Raw genomic sequence first — 1,088 nt, forward strand, 5'->3', positions numbered from 1 at the left:
CTTCTGTGCCAGACGTCTCAATTTTCCCGGCATATGCCACCACGGAGGAAGAGGAAGACGTGAATTTGGTGAAGCGCAACCGTGATCATGAAGTCACCGTCTACCCGAACGGGAACATGTGGCGTGCATTCACAGATCGTCCGGACGGGCGTGAACTGCATGACAGTTATCACACCACGGAAATGTACTTGGCGCTGTACTTTGGCGCGCTGGCGAAAATTGCCGAACAAGTTGGGAATACCATTGACCTGTTGGTAACCGGTTTGCCAGTAAGGCTCGCCAGTGATGATAACGAACGCTCCAAGTTGGTCGCCAGATTAACGGGAACGTTCGCGATTAATCCGACCACGAAAGTAACCGTCAAGCAAGTGATGGTGATCCCACAAGGCGTTGGTGTTATTAACGATGTTGCTAATCGCGAAGGCTTTATCAGTGAGGATGAACTGTCTGAGTCCAATATTTTGGTCATCGACCCTGGTTTTTTCTCTATGGATTATGTGGCTTTCAGCAACGGTAGCCGTGTGATGGGCTCCAGTGGTTCTTCACTGAAAGCGACCAGTACGATCATTGAAGGGATTGTGCGCACGCTCAATGAAGAAAACCCGCATGAGCGTCGGGATGACCTGCCGGAAATGGTCGAAATCGCACTGCGTAAAGATGCGCCAACATTCTTTAATGGGGCGCGCCACATTGAAATCAAGCCACTGCTAAGCAAAGTTATTCCGCAGATCGCGGGTGGCGTGGTGAAAGAGCTACGCAAAAATGTCCGCTCGTTGGGCGCAATTCACATCATTGTCACAGCCGGGGGTGGCGCTCCTTATTATGAATTGGCTGTGCGGGAAGCCTTCCAGAATGCCCGCGTTGTTACAAGCCCCAATCCGGTAGCCAGCAACGCAATTGGCTTCTGGAACTACGGCGTTGACACTGTCATTTACGGTGACGAATAAAGGATAAGGATGCGCCATGCAGTTACGGGTGACGATTAATGACATTCTTTGTCCTGAGCTCGCTGCGTACCTTGACTCCTGGCCACCGACAGGTTGTAGCCCATCAGGTAGAGGAACCAGACACCTCCGGTCAGCGCGAAC

1 protein-coding gene is annotated in these 1,088 nt (G+C 51.7%); it reads left to right on the plus strand.

From position 1 onward, the window contains the following. Positions 1–947: ParM/StbA family protein (locus ACVRRC_RS21835; protein ID WP_472997553.1), on the plus strand; the 947-nt coding region annotated here is incomplete at its 5' end. Between the last annotated feature and the right edge of the window lie 141 nt (positions 948–1,088).

This window comes from Stutzerimonas sp. LR2, assembly GCF_055755175.1.